Source organism: Salinigranum halophilum (assembly GCF_007004735.1).
Taxonomy (GTDB): domain Archaea; phylum Halobacteriota; class Halobacteria; order Halobacteriales; family Haloferacaceae; genus Salinigranum; species Salinigranum halophilum.
Map to the genome: position 1 here is coordinate 624085 of NZ_ML660182.1, position 15447 is coordinate 639531.

At 68.8% G+C, this 15447-nt stretch carries 15 protein-coding genes; 8 read left to right on the plus strand and 7 right to left on the minus strand.

What is annotated here, in order from left to right:
- Positions 1–90 precede the first annotated feature (90 nt).
- Complete coding sequence (locus tag E6N53_RS03255) at positions 91–1101, plus strand: hypothetical protein (RefSeq protein WP_142856846.1); 1011 nt, start codon at positions 91–93, stop codon at positions 1099–1101.
- A gap of 60 nt (positions 1102–1161) precedes the next feature.
- Complete coding sequence (gene surE, locus E6N53_RS03260; RefSeq protein WP_201740107.1) at positions 1162–1938, plus strand: 5'/3'-nucleotidase SurE; 777 nt, start codon at positions 1162–1164, stop codon at positions 1936–1938.
- Here the strand turns inward: surE and E6N53_RS03265 are convergent.
- Positions 1926–7109, minus strand: a complete 5184-nt coding sequence (locus E6N53_RS03265; RefSeq protein ID WP_142856849.1) for a right-handed parallel beta-helix repeat-containing protein — start codon at positions 7107–7109, stop codon at positions 1926–1928. The two genes, surE and E6N53_RS03265, sit on opposite strands and share 13 nt — an antisense overlap.
- A gap of 235 nt (positions 7110–7344) precedes the next feature.
- Positions 7345–8127: a helix-turn-helix transcriptional regulator gene (locus E6N53_RS03270; RefSeq protein WP_142856851.1), complete on the minus strand. Its 783-nt coding sequence runs from the start codon at positions 8125–8127 to the stop codon at positions 7345–7347.
- A 153-nt stretch (positions 8128–8280) separates the two neighbouring features.
- On the opposite strand from E6N53_RS03270, the gene E6N53_RS03275 reads away from it, so the two are divergent.
- Positions 8281–8850 (plus strand): arsinothricin resistance N-acetyltransferase ArsN1 family B, encoded by a 570-nt coding sequence (locus tag E6N53_RS03275; RefSeq protein WP_136589009.1) that lies wholly within the window; start codon positions 8281–8283, stop codon positions 8848–8850.
- 16 nt (positions 8851–8866) lie between these two features.
- Here E6N53_RS03275 and E6N53_RS03280 read toward each other — a convergent pair whose 3' ends face one another.
- The 3 genes from E6N53_RS03280 to E6N53_RS03290 form a co-directional block, all read right to left on the minus strand.
- Positions 8867–9424 carry a sugar O-acetyltransferase gene (locus E6N53_RS03280; protein ID WP_142856853.1) on the minus strand — a complete coding sequence of 186 codons (558 nt, stop codon included), beginning with the start codon at positions 9422–9424 and terminating at the stop codon, positions 8867–8869.
- A 78-nt stretch (positions 9425–9502) separates the two neighbouring features.
- Complete coding sequence (locus E6N53_RS03285; RefSeq protein WP_142856855.1) at positions 9503–9793, minus strand: chorismate mutase; 291 nt, start codon at positions 9791–9793, stop codon at positions 9503–9505.
- Between the two features lie 34 nt (positions 9794–9827).
- Positions 9828–10703 carry a shikimate kinase gene (locus E6N53_RS03290; RefSeq protein ID WP_142856857.1) on the minus strand — a complete coding sequence of 292 codons (876 nt, stop codon included), beginning with the start codon at positions 10701–10703 and terminating at the stop codon, positions 9828–9830.
- Positions 10704–10838: 135 nt separating this feature from the next.
- Here E6N53_RS03290 and E6N53_RS03295 point away from each other — a divergent pair, with 135 nt between their 5' ends.
- Both E6N53_RS03295 and E6N53_RS03300 read left to right on the plus strand, forming a co-directional pair.
- Entirely contained in the window at positions 10839–11285 is a 447-nt protein-coding gene (locus E6N53_RS03295) for a DUF5796 family protein (protein WP_142856859.1), read from the plus strand.
- Between the two features lies 1 nt (position 11286).
- The gene (locus E6N53_RS03300; RefSeq protein WP_142856861.1) at positions 11287–11520 is read left to right on the plus strand and encodes a DUF7508 domain-containing protein; all 234 of its coding nucleotides are present in this window, start codon (positions 11287–11289) and stop codon (positions 11518–11520) included.
- Positions 11521–11556: 36 nt separating this feature from the next.
- On the opposite strand, the gene E6N53_RS21395 is transcribed toward E6N53_RS03300, so the two are convergent.
- Positions 11557–11691: a DUF7128 family protein gene (locus E6N53_RS21395; RefSeq protein WP_268951685.1), complete on the minus strand. Its 135-nt coding sequence runs from the start codon at positions 11689–11691 to the stop codon at positions 11557–11559.
- A gap of 103 nt (positions 11692–11794) precedes the next feature.
- Here E6N53_RS21395 and E6N53_RS03305 point away from each other — a divergent pair, with 103 nt between their 5' ends.
- From E6N53_RS03305 to E6N53_RS03315, 3 genes are all read left to right on the plus strand, one after another.
- Positions 11795–13996, plus strand: coding sequence for an AAA family ATPase (locus tag E6N53_RS03305; protein WP_142856863.1), 2202 nt, complete (start codon positions 11795–11797; stop codon positions 13994–13996).
- Between the two features lie 132 nt (positions 13997–14128).
- Positions 14129–14434 (plus strand): hypothetical protein, encoded by a 306-nt coding sequence (locus E6N53_RS03310; RefSeq protein ID WP_136589016.1) that lies wholly within the window; start codon positions 14129–14131, stop codon positions 14432–14434.
- Between the two features lie 95 nt (positions 14435–14529).
- The gene (locus E6N53_RS03315; protein ID WP_136589017.1) at positions 14530–14937 is read left to right on the plus strand and encodes a DUF7522 family protein; all 408 of its coding nucleotides are present in this window, start codon (positions 14530–14532) and stop codon (positions 14935–14937) included.
- 27 nt (positions 14938–14964) lie between these two features.
- Here E6N53_RS03315 and E6N53_RS03320 read toward each other — a convergent pair whose 3' ends face one another.
- Positions 14965–15414 carry an ester cyclase gene (locus tag E6N53_RS03320; protein ID WP_142856865.1) on the minus strand — a complete coding sequence of 150 codons (450 nt, stop codon included), beginning with the start codon at positions 15412–15414 and terminating at the stop codon, positions 14965–14967.
- Positions 15415–15447 lie beyond the last annotated feature (33 nt).

Below are 15447 nucleotides of genomic sequence, written 5' to 3' on the forward strand. Positions count from 1 at the left end.
CGACTGGGTGGGTTCGACGCGGTGTCCGCACGTTATCATTCGAGATAAGATTGCCGACAGCGTTAACCATCCCCGGCGAGCACAGCGGGTATGCACCGGCGTGCGCTCCTCCTCGCTGTCGCCGGACTCTCCGGCTGTACCAGTCTCGTCGGACGTCCCCTCGGCGGCGGCTCCGACCAGGCTGGCGGGTCGAGCGGCTCCGACAGCGGGTCGACCGGGACCGAATCGACGGGAGACGGTGGCACCGGAGCGGAGGCCGACGAGGCCGCGGCCCCCGCCTCGGAGCCGCAGACGCCCTCGCCCGCGGAGCTCCGTCGCATGAGCGTGCCGGACCTCCTGGCACTGTCGCGCGACAACCTCTCGCGCGCCGTCGAGACGTACGCCGACGCCGGGGGCGACGACTCGCTCACCGCCGTCACGGCCGCGACAGACGCGTTCGACCCTGGTCCGGTCGTCGACTACCTCTACGGCGCGCGGCGAGCGTACGAGGCGGCCGACAGGCAGGGGGTGTCGACCGCCGACCGAGCGGAGATCGACCGACTCGGTCGCGTCGAGGAGTTCCTCCGGCTCAGTATCGACGCGCAGGTCCTGCTCATCGAGGCGCACAACGACCTCGAGGGAGTCGTCACGGCCATCGAGTACGTCGACCCCGAGACGGCCCGCTCGCTCACCGACCGGGCGGGGGCCCGACAGGAACGGGCGAGCGGAGCGGTCACCGACCTCTCGAACAGTCGGTACGAACGGTCGATACGCGTGGTCGACACGCTCTCGCGGGACGAGTATCGGGACAAACGCGACCAGCTCAAGGCGGAGACGGCCGTCCTCGGGGACGTACACGAGGCCCTGGCGTCGGTCGTCGAGGGCGTCCGGCTCTTCGCGCGAGCGCGCGGCCGCCGTCGGAGCGGAGCGCCGTACGCCGCCGCCGACCTTGGCCGGGACGCCGCCACCGCGTTCGACCGTGGCGGCAAGGCGCTCAGGGACGTCGGCAGCCGTATTCCCCGGCAGGCACAAGGGTTCGACAGCGTCGTGGCGTCGCTGCGCGCTGCGACCGCCGACGGCGGGACCGAGGCCCGGGCGTTCTACCGGGACATCGAAGCGTAGGCCCCGACGCGCGAGTGTCGCAAGCGGTGCGTTTTTGCTCGGCCCATCGCTGTGTGGGGTATGAACCTCCTCCTGACGAACGACGACGGCATCGACAGCGTCGGGTTTCGAGCGCTGTACGACGCGCTCTCGTCGGTCGCGGACGTGACCGCGGTGGCCCCGGCCGAGGACAAGAGTGCGGTCGGCCGACAGATGTCGGCGGACGTGCTCGTCGAGGAGCATCCGCTCGGCTACGCCATCCACGGGACGCCCGCCGACTGTACGGTGGTCGGGTTAGAGTCGCTCTGTCCCGACGTCGATATGGTCGTCGCGGGCTGTAACAAGGGTGCGAACCTCGGTGCGTACGTCCTCGGCCGCTCGGGGACCGTCTCCGCCGCGGTCGAAGCGGCCTTCTTCGACGTGCCCGCCATCGCGGTCTCGCTGTACGTCCCCGGTGGCGACGCGCCGTGGGAAGAACTCGCGACGGCGGTCGAGGACTTCCGGCCGGCGACCGATGCCGCGACGTATCTTGTCGAACACGCCTCCGAGGCGGGCGTTTTCGAGGAGGCGGAGTACCTGAACGTCAACGCCCCGCTCGATGCCACCGAGGACGCCGAGATGCGGATCACCGAGCCGTCGACGCTGTACGACATGACCGCCCGCCCGGACGGTGACGACCGGATTACCCTCCACGACGGCGTGTGGGAGCGGATGCGCGAAGGTGACCTGCCGGACCCGGAGGGGACCGACCGCCGCGCCGTCGTGGAGGGCCACGTGAGCGTCTCGCCGCTTCTCGCGCCACACCCGACTATGCACCACGAGGCGCTCGACGGCCTCGCGGCGGCCTACCGCGACTGACGGCGGCGACCGACCGCGGCTGCGACCGAGAGGAGTGCGATGAGCGCCACGAGTGCGCCGAACCCGGGGAACGTCGTCCGTGTCGCCGGGGTGTCGGTCGCAGGCGCACTCCCCGTGGCGTCGCGTTCGGCCGGCGTCGCCGCGACACCCGTCGGCGGTTCGGAGCCTCGCTCTGCTGGCGACGGCGACGCGGTTCCGACGGTCTCGGCGACGGCCGTCGGCACGGCCGTCGGCGTCGTCGCCGCGTCCGAGTCCGCCCGTTCGATACTGCCGCCACCTGCCCGACTCACGCCGTCAGCGGAGTCGTCCGACGTCTCGCGCGCGTCCGCGGCTGCCCCGTCCGTCCCGACCACGAAGACCGACAGTCCGGGCGAGGTGGCCTCGAAGACGTACTCGCTCGCCGTCGTCCGGACGAAGGCGGTCGGAAGGGCCGTGGGCGTTCCGTCGACGTAACGGTACAGCGTGACCTCGCTGGCGGTGACTCCCTCGCTCGCCAACCGCGTCCGGGTCACGCGGAACCGGAAGTCGACCTCGTCGATGTTCTCATCGGGGACCGAGTGCTCGACGGTGAGGTACCCGAGCGACGCGCCCGACGAGAGCGCGCCGGTCCCGCTGGGCGGTGAGTCGCTCCCGGTGAAGTTCAGCGTGAAGTCGCCGCCGTCTGTCGTCAGCAGGGTGCTCTCGAACGTCGTGTCGCTCGCGTTCGAGAGGCCCTGGCTCCCGCCGTCGACGAGGACCGGCGTCCCCGACCCGGCGTTCGACACGGACGCGTCGAAGCGGTCGCCGACTCTCGCCTGCTGGACGACCGAGCCCTCGACCGTGACAGTGTACCACGCCGAGGAGTTGCTCACTGTGCCGTTGCGCGTGTCGCTGGTCGCGTTCACCCGGTAGTCGTACGCCCCATCGACGACTGGCGCGGTCAACGTCTCGGTCTTCGACCGGACGTCACCCGGAGCGATGGTGTGGCCTGCACCGAACATCGTCGTTCTCGTCTCCGGGTCGTCCACGTCGTAGTCTCTGTACACCTCGTCGTCGCCGTTCCACAGTTCGTAGCGGACGGCCACGTCGTCCCCGGGGCCGACGGTCACGGCGTCTTCGTCGTCGGGGAAGGTACAACTGTCCGCGTCGGTGGGGTCCCGACAGGTCGACAGCGCCTGTACCGACACGTCGAGGAGCATTCCGGCCTCCGGGAGCCACTGGTCGTTGAAGAAATTCCCCTCGCCAGCGGTGGTGTCCATCCGCTTCGACGCTGCGTAGCGCCGCGCGTCCCGGTACCACATCGAGGCGTACTCGCCTGTCGGGTCGGTGAAGTACAGGCGGGTCGTCACCGTCGAGGACCCCGGCGGTGGCGGGACCTGGAACTCGTAGTAGCCGAACGCGTCCGTCGTCGTCGTCGTGGCGAAGGGTTCGAAGCCTCCCGTCCCGTCGTACCGGTAGACCGTCACCCGTATGCCTTCGAGCGCGTCGTTGTTCTCCGTACTCCGGACGACGCCCGAGACCTGCGTCGTGGGGGCCGCCGTGAGCTGCGTGCCGATGAGGTCTTCGTAGTCGCCGATCGTGCCGTTTCTGGCTTCAGCCGTCGCCCGACTGGTCTCGTCGCGTTCCCACTGTTCGAGATAGTTGCCGTCCTCGTCACGGTAACGAATCTTCACCGAGACGTTCTCCGCTCCCGCTGGCGGGTACACGGCCGCTTCCCAGTAGCCGTTCTCGTCGGTCTGGCGGTTCGTCCACTCGCGATAGGTGCCCGTCCCATCGTCGCGGAAGACCGTTACCCGGATGTCCTCCAGCACCTCGTTGTCCTGGTTGAACACGCTCCCGAAGTACGTGACAGCTACCTCGTCGCGACGCGACAGCGTCACCCGGACGTTCGGGAGTGTCCAGCCCGCGTCGGCGTCGAAGGCGTCGGCGGTCGTAACCGTCCGGGCGTCCCGCCAGAACGTGTCCGCGTACTCGTCGTCGGGGTCGACGAAGCCGACTTTCAGGTCGACCGTCGTCTCTCCGTCCCGGACGGGTACCTCCGTCTCGTAGTCGCCGAACTCGTCGGTGTACGTCGTCCCGGGCTGATATGATTCGAAGCTCCCGTCTGCTTCCTTGCGGTACGGGACGACCAGGATGCCCTCCAGGCCGTCGAGGTCCTCGTTCCGAGCGTCGCCGCTCATGATGACGACGTTGCGCTCTAACACCTCGTTCCTGTACCGCTCGCCACCGACGAGCGAGTCGACCTTGACGGCGTCGTCTATCGTCCGAGCGTTCCGGTAGTCGGTGTTGTTCCACTCCTGAGCGTACTCCCACGTCGGGTCGGTGAAGCGGAGCTTCACGGAGACGCGTCTGTCGGTTTCGTTCACGGGTTCGACGTCGATGTCGTACCGGCCCTGGGTGTCGGTCGACTCGGTCGTCCACTCGCGGTAGGTGCCGGTTCCGTCGTCACGGAAGACCGTCACGTCGACGTCGGAGAGCGGGTCGCCCGACTCGTTCGTCACGGTGCCTGCGAAACCGGCCGTGACGTCGTCCTCTCTGGGCAACGTCTCGCTGACGAACTGGGTCTCGCCACCGGGGACGGTTACGGCAGTGGCGTCGGCCAACGCCAGGGCGTCGTCGTAGTATCGCGACGCGTAGACCTCGTCGGGGTCGGCGAACAGCACCTTCACGTCGACGTCGGTCTCGCCCGCCGGCACGTCCACCTCGGCGACGTATCGGCCGGTAGCGTCGGTTCCGACGCCGGGTAGTTGTCTGTACACCCCCGTTTCGTCGGTGGCGTAGGGGACGACCAGGAGCCCGTCGAGCGGTGTGCCCGAGTCGTTCGTGACCCACCCGGAGACACCGGCGGTGTCGGCCGCTGGGGCCGTGTCGTCGACGAGTGTCGCGTTCAGGTCGCCGAGTTCGGCCGATACCAGCCCCGCGGCCACGTCGGCGTTCGCCTCGCTCGCCCCGTCGTACCACAGTTCGGTGTACTGCCCGCTCGGGTCGCGGAAGCGGAGTTTGACGCGGACAAGCGCGTTGTCCGGGTTCGGCGGCCGGACGTCGATGTCGAACGCACCGTTCGCGTCGGTGGATTCGGTCGTCCACTCGCGGAAGGTCCCGGTGCCGTCGTCGCGGAAGACCGTGACGTCGACGTTCGAGAGCGGACTCCCGCTCTCGTCGGTCACCGTGCCCGAGAAGCCGGCCGTGACGTCGTCCTCTCTCGGGAGGGTCTCGCTGACGAGCACGCGCTCGCCGGCGGGGACAGTCAGTTCTGCCGCCGCCGCGAGCGTCATCGCGTCGTCGTAGTAGCGGGAGGCGTACTCGTCGTCAGGGTCGGCGAACAACACCTTGACCGTCGCACTGGTCGCCCCCGCCGGGACGGCCAGCTCGTAGGCGTAGTAGCCCGTCGTGTTCGTCTCGATACCGGGCTGCTGTCTCAGCACGCCGGTGGTATCCTCGCGGTACGGCACGACCAGTATCCCTTCGAGAGAGTCGCCGCTCTCGTTTCGGACCCAGCCACGGACGGTGACGACGTTGTCGCTCAGTTCGGCGTCGGCGGTCGCCGACGCACCGACGGCGACGTCGAGGACGTCGGCACTCGCCTCGTCACGCCGGTCGTCGTACCACTCGGTCGCGTACGCTCCCGTGGAGTCGTCGAACCGGAGTTTGAGTCGGGCGGTGGTCTCGGACGCAGGTGCGTCGACCGACGCGTTGTACTGGCCTGTCGCGTTCGTCGTGACCGTCTCTTCGAGGAGGAACACACCCGACCCGTCGTCGCGGTAGACGTCCACCTCGACGCCGCTCAGGGCGTCTCCCGAACTGTTCGTCACGGTCCCCGTGACAGTGGCCTGTCTCTGTGGCGCGTTCGTGCCCGGTTCGACCGACAGCGGCGACCCACAGTCGACGTTGCCGACGCACTGGTTGTCGATGGGGCCTCCCGGTTGGCCCCACCAGTTGTCGGTGGCGTCGCCGACGGGGCGGCCGTCTCTCCCCTTCGTCGCGTTGATGCCACCGTTGACGTTGCCGGTGATGGTGGTGTTGTTGATGGCCCACGACCCGAGCGTCCACTCCGCGTTGATGCCGAAGTTCTCGTAGCCGTCCCAGGTGTTCCCGTTGTTCTCGACCCGTGAGTCGTCGATGCGCCAGTTCCCTTCTGCGTTGGTCACCGCGATTCCACCAACCGTGTTGTCGCGTACCGTGACGTTCTCGATGCGGAAGTCGCCCGGGTTGTTCGGAACGTACAGCCCCCAGTCGTCGTTCCCCGCGACCACCGAGTCACGGACGGTCCAGTCGCCGCTGCTCCCGAACCCACCGCCGATGCCGTCGCCGTAGTTGTCCGTGACGGTCGCGTTGTGGATGGTCCAGTCGCCCTGGAAGTTCCCGATAGGATGGATGCCGAAGTCGCTGTTCCCCGAGGCGGTGTGGTTCCCGATGACCCACGCGCTGTCCTCACCGGTGGTGTAGACGCCGGACCCCCCGTTGTCGTTGGTCGTCGAATCCAGCAGTCGCCACCGCCCCATCGAACTGCTCGTGTACACGCCGTGGTCGCCGTTGTCGGACGCGTTGCTCTCCCGAATCGTCCAGCCGACGGCGTTCGGGTTCGGATTCGTGTCGACCTCGATGCCGTCGTCGCCGTTGCCGACGGCGGCGACGCGAGTCATCGTCCACGGGGTGCCGTCGACCTCCCCGACGTCGATGCCGTCCTCGGTGTTGTTCCGGGCCGTGACGTCGCGGATGGTCCACCCGCCCGTGATGGTCGACTCGCCGTCGTTCTGGTAGCTCTCCTCGGCAGACGCACCGACCGTGATGCCGTCGGTGTACCGCTCGACGGTGAAGCCCTCGACGGTCAGCCCCGACGAGAGACTCGGGGCGACGGCGATACCGACCGTCCCCGCACCGAAAGACGGCTCCGGTACCGTCGACCCGTTCAGCGTCGCCCCGTTCGGTGCGACGAGCGTCACGTCCGTTTCGACGCTGACCGCCTCCCGGTAGACGCCCGGCCGGACCTCGACGGTGTCGCCGTCGCTCGATGCGTCGAGCGCCGCCTGAATCGTCGTGTAGTCTCCAGCCCCGCTCGCGTCGACGACGTGTGTCGTCCCCACCGCGCGCGTCGGTTCGACGGCCACTAAGGCCCCGACGGTGCCGACGACCATCACGACCGTGAACACCACCGCGAGAACCCGACGAGCCCCCTGGCGCTGAGACGTCACGGTCGGGCTCCGACGGGTGTCGCGTCTCGCCGCCGCGTTCTGCCCCCTGTGGCCGCTGAGCACATATTATCTCTCGTGATAGTCCGGTTTCCAATCATGTACGACGTTCCGAAACGACTCGCTTAGTTCTATCCCATGAACAGCTGTTCACGGCGTGAACACTCATCGTGGACGTCGCGGTGGTCACCCTCGCCCGGTGCGTCTCACCGTCGACTGGTGCGTCGGTTCACCGCTCTCACGCGTCGTCGACGGGTGTCGCCCGGGCCACGAGGTCGTCCAGCGTCCGCTCGGCCCAGGCCACGACAGCCTCGCTCGTCGATTCGACGACGCCGGTGGGGACGCCTCGCTCGTCCGCCACGCCGATGAAACAGCGCCCATCGAACAGCCCGACGAACGGGACCGACAACGGTTCCGCGACGGTTCCGACGAACGCCGAACACTCGACGAGACCACTCACCTCGTCCCAGAGGGCCTCGTCGGCGCGTGCGGCCGTCAGTGCGTCGCCCGTCAGGACGAGTTCGAGCGTCTGTCCGCGCTCGGAGACGGCGGTGCGGTGGATCACGCTCGCCTCCCTGGTCACGCCCTGTGTGTACATCCGGGCCACCTCCGCGCGCTCGCCGGCGGCACCGATGCGACGGTGGTGGCGGTTCGGTTCGGCCTGCGTCGGCACGGTCACGGTCGCGTCGTCGAACGCCGTCAGCGGGACGTCGAGGCGGTCGACGGCGAACGACGACAGCACCGGGTCGAGTCGCTCGATGGCTCGCAGTCTGTCGAGGAACGCGCTCAGTTCGCGGGCGAGCAGTCGCCCCCGCGTCGTCGGCTCGTACGCCGGCCCGGACCGCTCGACCCACTCACGCACCGCGAAGTCGTGGAGGATGCGGCCGATAGTGACCCGAGACGCGGGTGTCTCGTCGACGAGGTCGTCCCGCGAACGCGGGCCGTCGGCGAGCGCCTTCAGCACCGCCACACGGTTCGGCGACCGCACGAGGAAAGCGACGTCGTCGACTGGCGGTGGCATCTATGTTGAATTCTCTGGCGTACGTGATATATCCATCTCTCGGGACGACTGCGGTGTCCTGGAGGGGGGGGTTGCCGCTCCCGGTCGGCCCGTGTCGGCGGCCACCACTCGGCGAACCGCGGTACTTACCTCGCCGTGTCGCCCGCTCTGGACATGGACGCGACACTCCGACTGGCGCACCCGGACGACGCCGCGGCGGTACGGCGCATCTACGCGCCGTACGTCGAGGAGACGGCGGTCACGTTCGCCACCACTCCACCCTCAGTCGACGAACTCGAGACGAAGCTGACGAAGACGCTCGAACAGTATCCGTGGCTCGTCTGCGAGCGCGGGGGCGAGGTCGTCGGCTACGCCTACGCGGGGCCGCTGCGGGAACGCGACGCGTACCAGTGGACGACCGAACTCTCGGTCTACGTCGACGCGGACGCGCAGGGTGTGGGTCTCGGTCGACGGCTGTACGAAGCGCTCCTCACCGTGCTCGACCGCCAGGGGTACGCGAGCGCGTACGGCGTCGTCACGCTCCCCAACCCGGCGAGCGTCGCGCTCCACGAGCGACTGGGGTTCGAGCGGGTCGGCCTGTTCGACGACGTCGGCTACAAGCACGGGGCGTGGCACGACGTCGGCTGGTGGCGACGCCGACTCACGGACCCGGCCGCACCCGACCCGCCCCGACCCGTGACCGCTCTCTCGGAAGACCAGACCGACGACGCGCTCTCGCGGTGAGCGGGCGGCCCAGGGCTCAGTCGAGTTCTTTGACCACGTCCGCGGGGTTCCCCTGGACGACCACGTCGCTCGGCACGTCCTCCGTGACGACGGCACCCGAGGCGACGATGGCGCGGTCGCCGACCGTCACACCGGGGTTGACGACGGCCCGGCCGCCGACCCAGACGTCGTCGCCGATGGAGACGGGCTTCCCGTACTCCGGCCCCTCGATTCGGGTCGCGGCGTCGAGCGGATGTGTCGCGGTGTAGACGTGGACGCCGGGACCCAGCAGACAGTTCCGGCCGACGGTTATCTCACACACGTCAAGGAAGACGCAGCCGAAGTTCGCGTAGAAGCCGTCGTCGACGTGGATGTTGTACCCGTAATCACAGCGAAACGGCGGTTCGACGGCGACGTCCTCCCCGACAGTTCCGAAGAGCTCTCCGATGAGTGTCTCCCGTCGGTCCGCCTGGTCCGGCCCGGTCTCGTTGTACCATCGGGTGAGTGCCCGGGCGCTCTCGCGGTCGGCGACGAGTTCCGGGTCCGCGGCGTCGTACAGCTCCCCGGCGAGCATCTTTTCTTTCTCGCTCTGCACGGCCTCGGAGACTCACGGCGGGGGTAAATAATCGCCGACGCAGTCGTCTCCCGACCCATCATCGCGCGGAGCCGTCCGTCAGCGTGACCGTCGCTGTTCGGCCTTGTTCAACTCGATGAGCAGTCTGAAGACCGCCTTCACGAGGTTGGCGTCGACCTCGAACCGCTCGGCGTTCTCGGCGGCGCGCTCCATCACGCGCTCTTCTTGGGATTCGTCGGTCGTCGGGAGGTCGCGCTCGGCTTTCACATCGGCGATGGTGTCGGCCACGTAGGTGCGTCGGGCGACGAGTTCGACGATCTCGCGGTCGATGTCTTCGATCTCTGTGCGCAGTTCGTCCAGGTCCATGTCCTCGGGGTGTGTCTCTGTCATGATGTGGTGTCGTCGGATGGTGATGATATCGGGGTTAGAGGACGCGTGCGCCGTCGGTTCGCGTCGTCGTCAGTCGGGTCGTCCCGTCACGCTCGCCCCACATAGCCGCGACGGTTTCCAGTTCGTCCCGGTGGCCGACGGCGACGACGCTCGGTCCCGTCCCCGAGAGGGAGACACCGTCCGCGTGAGGCATGGCTTCGACCGCCGGGTCCGTGGGAAAGCCGAGCGCGGCCGAGAAGGCGAGGCCGTTGACTGTCATGCCCGCTGCGTACCGTCCCTCCGAGGCGAGGTCGGCGACGAGTCGTGCCATCGGCGCGACGCGCTCACAGCGGGAGACGTCGGCGTCGGCGCTGTAGGCGCGCTCGGGGGGCGTCCAGACGAGGACGTCCCAGTCGCGTTCGTCTCTCGCGAGCAGGTCGTCGCGCGTGTTGTCGGTGAGGGTGACGCCGCCGAGCATCGACGCGGAGGCGTCGTCGAACGCGCCGGTGACGGTCACGCCCGCGTCGCGAGCGGCCTCGACGCCGAGTCGACACGCGTCGAGGCGGGTCACGCGCCCGCCCGAGTCAGCGTCACCGACGTCGACACCGAGCGCCGACAGCGTCGCCAGCACCGTCGCGTTCGCGGCCGCGCTCGACGATTTGAGGCCTGCGGCCATCGGCACCTCGCTCTCGGTACGGACGCGTCCGCCCGTCTCACCGGAGCCGTAGCGCTCGACGGTCAGTTCGACACAGCGCTCGATGAGTCGCGTGTCCGCGTCGGGCGCGCCGTCGACGTCGCCGCGCACCTCGCCGGAGTCGTCGAGTTCGACCGTCGCCGTCGTCTCGGCGTCGATGGCGAACGCCGACCCGACGCCGGTTGCGAGCGCGTTCAACACCGTGCCGGCACCCAGCGCGACTGCGCGACCCTTCATACTCTCGTGGTGTGTGAACGCCTCGTTTAGGTGTGACGGTTCGGACGGTCCCACACCACTGTTTCCTCGGTCTCCGGGGTGCGCCCGAGCAGTCGAACCCAGCCCCTCTTTAGTTCCCGACGACTACCGTCGAGTATGAGCGCGCATCACCGGACCGACGTCGCACCGAGCACCCTCTCGATCACCCTGCTCGACGAGGGCGTCGAGGTGGAGTACACCGACGGCCGGACGACGCTCTACCGCGGCGTCCCCGAGAAGGTGTCGACACTCACGACCAAACCCGGCCGCGACCTGCACGTCCTCGTCACCGACCCCACGGAGGCAGAGGGTGTCCTCGTGTACGTCAACGACCTCAAGACGCACGACGACATCCTCGAATCGACGGGCGTCGGCCGCGTCATCCTCGACCTGGACGAAGAGTCGGAACTCTTCCCCGGCGTGGTCGTCCGCCGCCTCGGCGAACTCCGATACGAGGTCGAAGCCGACCCGGAGGTCGCTCGCGGCCGCGTGTTCGCCTTCGTCGAGGACGACTGGGGCGAAGACTCCTACGAGTTCGTGAACGAGGCGGACGCAGGGGAGTGAGATGAGCCTCCGCAAACCCTGGAATCCGCTGACGACAGAGACGCTCCGGAGCGTCCCCGACCGCTACGGCGTGTACGAACTCGGCGACGAGGAGGGTGCCTCCCTCGGTGTCGACGCCGGCCCGCTCCAGGACGACCTCAAGGAGGCGCTGGCGTACGGCGACGGCGAGCAAGTCCGCTGGCAGGTCGCCACCTCCCGCGAACACGCGGAGTCGATGCTCAAGTCCCACCGCTGAGCGGCCACTGCCGGCTCGCGTCTCACCGGCCCCCGCTCACTGCAGATACGACGGCGAATCGGTGTCGCAATGTCCCTCGTGTGCCTTCGCGTCCCCCTCCGACTCGAACAGCATCCCGCAGTCTTCGCACTCGTACCACGTCCCGTCCTCGCGGCGGGTCGTCGTGACCATGCCGTGCGGTATGGTGTCTAGTGACAAAACGGTTTCTGCGGTAGTCCCCGTCCGCGTCGCCGTCGCGCGGAAAGCTAAGTAGCGTGGAGACCCAACGTCGTCTATGACCGACGACGCGGCGGTCGAACTGACCGTCCGCGGTGCGGAGAAACGCGACGCCGGCCGCGGCATCGCCCGCCTCCCCGAGGACGCCCGCAAGCGGCTTGGCGTCCTGAGCGGCGACAACGTCGTCGTCGAGGGTGCGCGGACCACCGTCGCGCGAGTGTGGCCCGGTCGCGGGTCGCTCCCGGCCGGCAGCATCCAGATCGACGCCGATACGCGTTCGAACGCCGGCGTGAAGATCGGCGAGACCGTTCGCGTCTCCGCCGTCGACATCGACGACGCCGACGCCATCACCGTCGTCGCACCCGGCCGCGTCACCGACGAGGACGCCCTGGAGCGGCACGTCAAGCGCGGACTGCGCGGGAGGCCGGTCAGCGAGGGCGACCGGGTCCACCTCGAACATCTGAGCGACGCCCCCTTCGTCGTGCACGCGACGAAACCCGACGGCACGGTCCACGTCACCGACGGGACGAAGGTGTTCATCCGGATGCGCGAGGGCGCTGGCGGCGGGACGGCGGCTCGCACCGACGACACTGACACGTCGAGCCGGGGTGGCCGCAGTCGCTCGTCCGACGAGCAACGGACGACGACGGTCAGCCCCCCGACCCCCACGGCGGGTGCGGAGACGGGCGTCACGTACGAGGACATCGGCGGGCTCGACCGCGAACTCGAACTCGTCCGGGAGATGATCGAACTCCCTCTCTCGGAGCCCGAGGTGTTCGCCTACCTCGGCATCGACCCGCCGAAGGGCGTGCTCTTACACGGACCGCCAGGCACGGGAAAGACCCTCATCGCGAAGGCCGTCGCCAACGAGGTCGACGCCTCCTTCCTCACCGTCTCGGGGCCGGAGATCATGTCGAAGTACAAGGGCGACTCCGAAGAGAACCTCCGACAGAAGTTCCAGCAGGCCCGTGACGAGGCGCCCGCCATCATCTTCTTCGACGAGATCGACTCCATCGCCTCGAAGCGCGACGACGACTCCGACGTCGAAAACAGGATCGTCGGCCAGCTCCTCTCGTTGATGGACGGGCTCGACGCCCGTGGCGAGGTGGTCGTCATCGGCGCCACCAACCGGGTCGATTCGCTCGACCCCGCGCTTCGGCGGGGCGGCCGGTTCGACCGCGAGATCGAGATCGGCGTCCCGAACGAGGCCGGCCGGCGCGAGGTCCTCGAGGTGCACACCCGACGGATGCCGCTCGCGGACGACGTCGACCTCGACACGCTCGCCGGGCGGACACACGGTTTCGTCGGCGCGGACCTCGAATCGCTCTCGACGGAGGCCGCGATGGTCGCGCTCCGCCGCCGCGAGCCGGGCAGCGCGCTCACCGACCTCCGGGTGACGCGCGCGGACTTCGAGCGGGCGCTCTCGAGCGTCGAACCCTCCGCGATGCGCGAGTACGTCGCGGAGAAGCCCACCGAGGGGTTCGAGGCGGTCGGCGGGCTCGACGAGGTGAAAGCGTCGCTGGAGCGCGCCGTCTCGTGGCCCTTGCGGTACGGACCACTGTTCGAGGCGGCCGACGCCGCCCCGCCCTCGGGCGTGTTGCTGCACGGTCCGCCGGGGACCGGGAAGACCCTCCTCGCGCGAGCCATCGCCGCCGAGTCGGGGGTGAACTTCATCCACGTCGCCGGCCCCGAACTCCTCGACAGATACGTCGGCGAGTCGGAGAAGTCCGTCCGCGAGGTGTTCGAGCGGGCCCGACAGACCGCCCCGGCCATCGTCTTCTTCGACGAGGTCGACGCCATCGCAGCCAAGCGAGGAGACGGCGACACCGAGGTCACAGAGCGCGTGGTCTCACAGCTCCTGACCGAACTCGACCGCGCCGCCGAGAACCCCTCGCTCGTCGTGTTGGCGGCCACGAATCGGCGGGACGTGCTCGACCCCGCCCTCTTGCGCCCCGGTCGGTTCGAACAGCACATCCACGTCCCCGAACCCGACGAGGCCGCCCGGCGGGCCATCCTCGCGGTCCACTCCCGTGAGAAGCCGCTCGCGGACGACGTCGACCTCGACGCGCTGGCCGCCCGGACCGAGGGGTTCTCCGGCGCGGACCTCGAAGCGCTCTGCCGCGAGGCGGCCGTCCGGGCGGTGACCGAGATAACCGACCGCTACGACGGAGCGGCGGCGAACGAGCACGCCGACGAACTCTCGGTCACGCAGGCGGCGTTCGACGCGGCGTTCGAGTCGGTGTCGTCCGGCGTCGACTGACCCGGCCGGCGTCCTGTCCGAACACCTGACAGTCGTCATGGCTGTCTGTCACGGTTATGCTCTCCGCGCGCGATTCTCGCGTATGCCCGACAATCCAGACAGTGTCGACACGCGGCCGGGGCGGCGGTTCCCGTGAGGACGCCGTGGCCGACCAAGGTACGGCGGGAGTGGGCGCTGCTCACCGGCGGCCCCGTCTCGCTGTCGCTGTGGCTCTTCCGGGCGACTGGACGCGTCGCGTTCACGGTCGCCCTCTTCGGTGTCGTGGGACTGCTGTACGTCGACCCGCCGATGCTGACTGGTGTCCTCGACGGCTCGACGTCGCCGCTGGCGCTCGTCGTGTGGGTCCTCACGACGCCGACGTTCGTCGGGTTCTTGGCGTTCGTCGCCGTCGTCGCGTTCGTCCTGCCGTTCCTGCCCGACCGCGACCCCACCAGGTGAGGTTCCCGGACCTCCCGTCGCCCCCGTGTCGTCGGTCGGATACCGACTTCGCCGCCGCCCCCACCTTCTTGTACTCGGGGCGCGGTCACTCGGCCATGAGCGACGACACCCCGACGGACGTGGAACTGCTTCCGGACGAGGCACAGGAGCACCTCGCGACGACGTGTCGGACCGCCGCAGGCGACAGCGTTCGCTCTGTCATCTACTTCTCCCGCACCGACTACGAGCAGGTCTACTTGCGGGGTGATCTCGAGCGCGACGCCGACCTCGACACGTTCGTCGGCAGCGAGTGGCAGGACTTCAACATCACACAGGACGCCTACCAGGGCTCCGAACTCGGCGACTACCGCTACACGATTCGGGTGTTCGAGAACGGCTTCCTCGTGCGCGTCACGACGGCGAACCACGGCGTCATCATCACTACCGACAACGTCACGCTCCGCGACTTCGAGGAGCTGGCGACCGCCGTGGGTCACCTGTTCGACGAGTGGAACCTGGACTGAGCGGGTCGAAACGCGAGGCGGCGCTCGTCACTCGCCGTCCGTGAGGCCGAGTTGCGCGAAGACGTCCAGTCGGTCGAAGTAGACCCGATGTTCCTCGAGTTCGTCGTCCCCGACGAGGTACGTGGACATCAGCCGGAACCTCGCGTCCCGTCCCGTCGGGGACATCCCGTCGAACTCCCCCTCGTGTGTCATCGTGACCTCCGCCTCGTACATCACGACGTCGTCGCGAGAGAGGGTGTCGAGCACTCGCACGTGAAAGTCGGGGAACCCGGCGATGACGCCGCGGATGAAGCGCGCGACGGCGTCGGGTCCGTGCGCTTCGCCCCGCGGCCCGGCGATCCCCTCCTCGGGCACCGCCGGGTCGTACAGGACGAACGACTCCGACACTACCTCCGGGATGTGCTGATACGCCCGTTCGTTCCACACGTCCACGTACGCGGACACGAGCTGCTCCGGCGTTCTCGTTCGGTGAGACATCTGATTGCTCCCCCCGGCCGACGTACGTCATGA